4 protein-coding genes are annotated in these 6,174 nt (G+C 62.5%); all 4 read left to right on the top strand.

All coding sequences use genetic code 11. The features are described from left to right. Positions 1-1,191: Zn-dependent hydrolase (locus AC2FLZ_RS21550; RefSeq protein ID WP_496882755.1), on the top strand; the 1,191-nt coding region annotated here is incomplete at its 5' end. A gap of 288 nt (positions 1,192-1,479) precedes the next feature. Next, positions 1,480-2,574, top strand: a complete 1,095-nt coding sequence (gcvT, locus tag AC2FLZ_RS21545; RefSeq protein ID WP_496852902.1) for a glycine cleavage system aminomethyltransferase GcvT — start codon at positions 1,480-1,482, stop codon at positions 2,572-2,574. 18 nt (positions 2,575-2,592) lie between these two features. After that, on the top strand, positions 2,593-2,958 hold the full coding sequence (gene gcvH / locus AC2FLZ_RS21540; protein WP_209505056.1) for a glycine cleavage system protein GcvH: 366 nt from the start codon (positions 2,593-2,595) through the stop codon (positions 2,956-2,958). 114 nt (positions 2,959-3,072) lie between these two features. Then, positions 3,073-5,928: an aminomethyl-transferring glycine dehydrogenase gene (gcvP, locus tag AC2FLZ_RS21535; RefSeq protein ID WP_496882756.1), complete on the top strand. Its 2,856-nt coding sequence runs from the start codon at positions 3,073-3,075 to the stop codon at positions 5,926-5,928. The last annotated feature ends 246 nt before the right edge of the window (positions 5,929-6,174 follow it).

Below are 6,174 nucleotides of genomic sequence, written 5' to 3'. Positions count from 1 at the left end.
GTCGATCACACGCGTTTTCTGGATGATCTGCACAAGCTGCGTGAATTCGGTGCCTCGGGTGTGGGCAAAGGAGTCATCCGCCCGGCCTATTCAAAAGCGGATATTGCGGCGCGCCAATGGCTGGCGGACCGTATGGCCGACGCAGGTCTGACACCGCATTTCGACCCGGTCGGCAATCTGTTCGGGCTGGCGCCTGGCCGTTCTCTGCTCATGGGGTCGCATTCCGACAGCCAGCCCGAAGGCGGCTGGCTGGACGGCGCGCTCGGCGTGATTGCCGCGCTCGAGATCGCGCGGTCCAGCGACCAGCCGATCTCGGTCGTCAGTTTTCAGGACGAAGAAGGCCGGTTCGGTGTGACCACGGGCTCGGCGGTCTGGTCCGGCGGTCTGCCGCTGGACAAGGCCGATGTGTTGACCGACGGTTCTGGCGTCAGCTTTGGCGAAGCCCGATCTTCCATGGCGGACCTGTCGCAGGGTTTTGTCGATCCCGCGCGGTTCAGCGGCTTTGTCGAGATGCATATCGAACAGGGCCCCTCTCTGGACGCAGCGAACGAGCAGATCGGCGTCGTTACCGATATCGTCGGCATCCGGGACATGTCGATCACCTTCGAAGGGCAGCAGAATCACGCGGGCACCACGCCGATGCATTTGCGCCGCGATGCGTTTCAGGCGTTGTCACTGTTCAGCACGCGCCTCAACGAACGGTTTCGCAACGTGGTGACACCGCAAACCGTCTGGACCATCGGGCGGGTCGACCTTCACCCCAATGCGTCGTCCATCGTGCCGGGTCGGGCGCGGTTCTCGATGCAGTGGCGCGATGGCGATCCGGATCGGCTGTCGCGGATGGAGGAGATCATCCGTACCACAGCACAGGAAATAGCCAGCGAACAGGACATGGTGCTGACCTACGGCCCTTTGCTCGGGTTGGAACCCGTCACGATGGATCAGACCCTGCGCGTGGCGCTGGAACACGGTGCCGAACAGGTGGCCCCCGGCAGTTGGCGCAGGATGCCGTCGGGCGCGCTGCACGATGCCACAAACGTGTCGCGCCTGATGCCTGTTGCGATGCTGTTTGTGCCCTCAATCAACGGTATAAGCCACGATTTTGCCGAAGATACCGCCGAAAGCGATCTTGTGTCCGGGCTGAGGGTGCTGGATCTCGCAGTGCAGTCACTTGAAGGGCGGGTGCGATAAGGTGCGGGTAAAATACTGTTTTTACAGGCCATTGCGGTTGGTTTGTCTGGTGTTATCGTCGCGCTCGAAACTGTGATCAGCAAACCCTTGCAAAAGCCAAAAGACCAATGTTGCCTAACGGAAAAAAGTTTCCTATAGGAACGCTAAGGATGCATACGCCCGTATACAGACTTGTCCCACAGGCGGTACTCTGGTTCGCAAGTTGACCGGAATCGTTGCAAAATTGATAGCGTGGGGCAGACTGACGGGAATGCGTTCGAAACCGAAAGATACGAAAAGGTATCCAAGATGACCGAGATTAGACGCACGCCGCTTTTTGGGCTTCACGTTGAGTTGGGCGGCAAGATGGTTGATTTTGCCGGGTGGGAGATGCCGGTTCAGTATCCGCTGGGGATCATGGGTGAGCATAAGCAGTGCCGCGAGAAGGCGGCGTTGTTTGATGTGTCGCATATGGGTCAGGTGATATTGCGGGGCGAGAATGTGGGCGAGAAGCTGGAAGCACTGTGTCCGCAGGCTTATGCGACGCTGAAGGAAGGCAAGGCGCGGTACGGGTTCTTCACCAATGCCGAAGGCGGGATCATGGATGACCTGATCGTGTCGAACGCGGGGGATCATTACTTTGTGGTGGTGAACGCGGCGCTGCGCCATCAGGACATTCCGCATATGCGCGCCAATCTGGACGGGGTTGAGGTGACCGAGATCTTCGACCGCGCGCTGGTGGCGGTGCAAGGCCCCAAGGCCGAGGATGTGGTGGGCGCGCTCTGCCCCGCGGCGCGCGATCTTAAGTTCATGGAAACCACCGTGGCCGATATCCTGGGTGTCGAATGCCGCATCTCGCGGCTGGGATACACGGGCGAGGACGGGTACGAGATCTCGATCCCCGAAGACAAGGCGATCGAGATCACCCGGGCGTTCCTTGCGCATGAGGATTGCGAACCGGCGGGTCTGGGCGCGCGCGACAGCCTGCGGCTTGAAGCCGGTCTGTGCCTTTATGGCAATGACATCGATCAGAGCACCTCGCCGGTCGAGGCCAGCCTTGGCTGGGCGATGCAGAAGCGCCGCAAGGAAGAAGGCGGCTTTCCGGGTGCGGAACGTGTGCAGCGCGAACTGGCCGAGGGGCCTGCGCGCAAGCTGGTGGGCATCAAGCCCGACGGCCGCGCGCCCGCGCGTCAGGGGGTCGAGGTGCAATGCCTTGAGGGCAACACCATCGGTCAGATCACCTCGGGCAGCTTTGGCCCCACGGTCGGCGGCCCGGTTGCGATGGGCTATGTGTCCGCGGGCCATGGCGAGCCGGGCGAGAAGGTCAACCTGATCATCCGGGGCAAGGCGCAACCGGCACAGATCGTGGCGCTGCCCTTCGTCAAACAGAATTACAAGCGTTGAAGTCAGGAGAGAGACACCATGGCAACCTATTATTCCGAAGAACATGAATGGCTGGCGGTCGACGGCGACACGGCCACGCTGGGCATCACCAAACACGCGGCCGAGCAGCTGGGTGAGGTGGTCTTTGTCGAGCAGCAGGAAGTGGGCGACGAGTTCGAGAAGGATGGCGAGATCGGCGTGATCGAATCCGTCAAGGCCGCCTCCGAGCTTTACGCGCCGGTTGATGGCGAGATTACGGAAGTGAACGAGGCGCTGGCCGACAATCCCGGCGCGCTGAACGACGACCCCGAGGGCGAGGCCTGGATCTACAAGATCAAGATCGCCGATGCCGCGCAGCTGGAAGACCTGATGGACGAAGCCGGCTACAAGGCCTTCATCGGCTAAATCCGGCCCGGAGCCCCAGAGACCGGGGCTCCCTGCTTCATCTTTTTCCAAATACTCCCGCCGGAGGCTCCTGCCGTCTCCGCCGGGTCTGACCTATCCTTGAGGAGCGCTGCAATGGCCTTCAAACTGACCGATTACGAAGCCTATGACTTCGCCAATCGCCGCCACATCGGCCCGTCGCCCACCGAAATGCGCGACATGCTGCAGGTGATCGGCTTCAAGACGCTGGACCAGCTGATCGACGCCACCGTCCCGCCCGCGATCCGGCAGAAGGAACCGCTGGACTGGGGCCCGGCGATGACGGAACGCGATGCGCTCTTTCACATGAAGCAGGTGGCGGGCAAGAACAAGGTTCTGACCTCGCTGATCGGTCAGGGATATTACGGCACCACCACTCCGGCGCCGATCCTGCGCAACATCCTGGAAAACCCGGCCTGGTACACCGCCTACACGCCCTATCAGCCCGAGATCAGCCAGGGCCGGCTTGAGGCGCTGCTGAACTTCCAGACCATGGTCAGCGACCTGACCGGGCTCGATGTGGCCAACGCCTCGCTGCTCGACGAAGCCACGGCTGCGGCAGAAGCCATGGCAATGGCCAAGCGCGGCGGCCGGTCCAAGGCCAATAACGCGGCCTTCTTCGTGGATCGCAACTGTCATCCGCAGACCATCGCGGTCATCAAAACCCGCGCCGAACCCTTGGGCATCGACGTGCAGGTGGGCGATCCCGATCAGCTGGATGCAGGTGCCGTCTTTGGCGCGATCTTCCAGTATCCGGGCACCCATGGCCATGTGCGCGACTTCACGACCGAGATCGCGGCGCTGCATGAACATAACGCCATCGCCGTTGTCGCCGCCGACATCCTGTCGCTGGCGCTGCTGAAATCCCCCGGCGAGATGGGCGCGGATATCGCCATCGGCTCAACCCAGCGCTTTGGCGTGCCGATGGGCTATGGCGGCCCGCACGCCGCGTATATGGCGACCACCGACAAGCTGAAGCGCTCGATGCCGGGCCGGATCATCGGGGTCAGCATCGACAGCCGCGGCAACAAGGCCTACCGCCTGTCGCTGCAGACCCGCGAGCAGCACATCCGCCGCGAAAAGGCGAACTCGAACGTCTGCACCGCGCAGGCGCTGCTGGCCGTCATTGCTTCGATGTATGCGGTCTATCACGGACCCGACGGCATCAAGGCGATCGCGCAATCGGTGCACCGCAAGACCTCGCGCCTGGCCGCCGGTCTGGAAGAGGCGGGCTTTGCGGTGGAACCCGAAGTGTTCTTCGACACCATCACGGTCGAGGTCGGCCACCTGCAGAACGTGGTGATGGAGGCCGCCGTGGCCCGTGGCGTCAACCTGCGCAAGGTCGGCGAGACCCGCGTGGGCATCAGCCTGGACGAACAGACCCGCCCCGAAACCATCGAGGCGGTCTGGGGTGCCTTCGGCATCGACCGCAAGGATGACAGCTCGAACAAGCAATACCGCCTGCCGGATTACGCGCTGCGCGAAAGCGAGTACCTGACCCACCCGATCTTCCACAAGAACCGGGCCGAGGCCGAGATCACCCGCTATATGCGCCGTCTGGCCGACCGCGATCTGGCGCTGGACCGGGCGATGATCCCGCTGGGCTCGTGCACCATGAAGCTGAACGCCACGATCGAGATGATCCCGGTCACCTGGCCCGAGTTCGGCAACCTGCATCCCTTCGTGCCCGAAGATCAGGCGCGGGGCTATCACGAGATGATTGCGGACCTGAACGACAAGCTGTGCCAGATCACCGGCTATGACGCAATCAGCCAGCAGCCCAACTCGGGCGCGCAGGGCGAATATGCGGGCCTTCTGACCATCCGCAACTATCACTTCGCCCGTGGCGAAGGGCAGCGCAATGTCTGCCTGATCCCGACCTCGGCCCATGGCACCAACCCGGCTTCGGCGCAGATGGTGGGCTGGCAGGTTGTGCCGGTGAAATCGGATGACAAGGGCAACATCGATCTGAATGACTTCCGCGAAAAGGCGGAAAAGCATTCGGACCATCTGGCCGCCTGCATGATCACCTACCCCTCGACCCATGGCGTGTTCGAGACCACCGTGCAGGAGGTCTGCCAGATCACCCATGATCACGGCGGTCAGGTCTATATCGACGGCGCCAACATGAACGCCATGGTCGGCCTGTCGCGCCCCGGTGACATTGGCGGCGATGTCAGCCACCTGAACCTGCACAAGACCTTCTGCATCCCGCATGGCGGTGGCGGCCCCGGCATGGGTCCGATCGGCGTCAAGGCGCATCTGGCCGAGCATCTGCCGGGCCACCCGGAATATGGCACCGCCGTGGGCCCGGTCTCGGCGGCCCCCTTCGGCTCGCCCTCGATCCTTCCCGTCTCATGGGCCTATGTGCTGCTGATGGGCGGTGCGGGGCTGACGCAGGCCACCAAAGTGGCGATCCTGAACGCCAACTACATCGCGGCGCGGCTCAAGGACGCCTATCCGATCCTCTACACGTCGGAAACGGGCCGGGTGGCGCATGAATGCATCCTCGACACAAGACCGCTGGACGAGGCGGCGCATGTCACCGTCGACGATGTGGCCAAGCGTCTGGTCGATTCAGGCTTCCACGCCCCCACGATGAGCTGGCCGGTGGCCGGAACCCTGATGGTCGAGCCCACCGAATCCGAACCCAAGGACGAGCTCGACCGTTTCTGCGACGCCATGCTCTCGATCCGCTCGGAAGCGCAGGACATCATCGACGGCAAGATCGACGCGGAAAACAACCCGCTGAAAAACGCCCCTCACACGGTGCGTGATCTGGTCGGCGACTGGGACCGCCCCTACACCCGCGAACAGGCCTGCTTCCCTCCGGGCTCCATGGGCGTCGACAAATACTGGTCCCCCGTCAACCGCGTCGACAACGCATACGGCGACCGAAACCTCGTCTGCACATGCCCACCCATGGACGCATACGAAGACGCCGCAGAGTAACATAACCCAACCCCGCCGAAACATCGGCGGGGTTTTTCGCCAATCGGAAACGCGTGTTCTGATTTGTGCCCGTTTCAGATGTCGTTTTCACCCGGTAAAGCGTCTTTTCTACTTGCTGCAGGTGCGAAGGCCCCCTAGGTCTGTCCGTGGGACACCCCTCCCCAACGAGGGGCGTGTATCTGGAAGGGTAATACACATGACGATCGAACAACCGGCGACGCGGCCGGCAAATCCGCGTTTTTCTTC

This window comes from Ruegeria sp. YKSF131 (assembly GCF_059612645.1).
Note: the sequence above shows the minus strand (reverse complement) of the source record. Positions and strands in the feature narration are given on the sequence as shown.

Coding starts and splice junctions, on each gene's coding strand:
- gcvT (WP_496852902.1), top strand. CDS start 1,480: ATGACCGAGATTAGACGCACGCCGCTTTTTGGGCTTCACGTTGAGTTG.
- gcvH (WP_209505056.1), top strand. CDS start 2,593: ATGGCAACCTATTATTCCGAAGAACATGAATGGCTGGCGGTCGACGGC.
- gcvP (WP_496882756.1), top strand. CDS start 3,073: ATGGCCTTCAAACTGACCGATTACGAAGCCTATGACTTCGCCAATCGC.